Genomic DNA, 697 nt, shown 5'->3' with positions numbered 1-697 from the left:
ACTGTGGCGAAGCGGATGCGCATGATGGGCATTGAAGGGATTTCACCGCGTGCCTTTGTCCCGGTGACAACCATTCAATCCAAGCGTAAGTCAACTCTTCCTGACCTGGTCAAGCGCATGTTTGATACTGGTCAGCTCAACCGGGTGTGGATGTCGGATATTACCTACCTTCGCACCGGTGAGGGCTGGCTGTATTTGTGCGCGGTCCGCGATGGTCATTCCCGCAGGGTACTGGGCTGGGCAATGGATAGCGTTCAAGACACACACCTGGTTGAACGGGCCCTGCGGATGGCGCATACGCTACGCGGTGACGTTCCTGATGGGCTGGTGTTTCACGCTGACCGTGGAACGCAATTTACCAGTGAGAAGCTCTGGGAAGTGTGCCGCAACCTGGGCATCGCTCAGTCTGTGGGGCGCACTGGCGTGTGCTTCGATAACGCGATGGCCGAGTCGTTCTGGTCGACGCTAAAGACTGAATTCTACGACCGTAAGCGATGGCCTACCCGTGATGCTGCACGCAAGGCCGTTGCCTACTGGATGGAAGTCGTCTACAACCGCCGGCGCCGGCACTCTGCACTCGGAATGGTCAGCCCCGTCGACTTCGAGAACCACACCGGCTCAATCAACAGCAGAAAAGAAATAGCTGCCTAACCACTAGGTAGCTCCACTACGTGTCCACGATTTGCGGGCAACCCCA

The 697-nt window shown here is 57.4% G+C and carries 1 protein-coding gene; it reads left to right on the top strand.

The window, feature by feature from the left end; genetic code table 11:
• The coding region (locus HMPREF0307_RS01465; RefSeq protein WP_066485638.1) for an IS3 family transposase at positions 1 to 651 on the top strand (651 nt) is incomplete at its 5' end.
• Positions 652 to 697: the final 46 nt, after the last annotated feature.

It is taken from the genome of Corynebacterium sp. DNF00584 (genome assembly GCF_001552965.1).
Taxonomy (GTDB): domain Bacteria; phylum Actinomycetota; class Actinomycetes; order Mycobacteriales; family Mycobacteriaceae; genus Corynebacterium; species Corynebacterium phoceense.
Note: the sequence above shows the minus strand (reverse complement) of the source record. Positions and strands in the feature narration are given on the sequence as shown.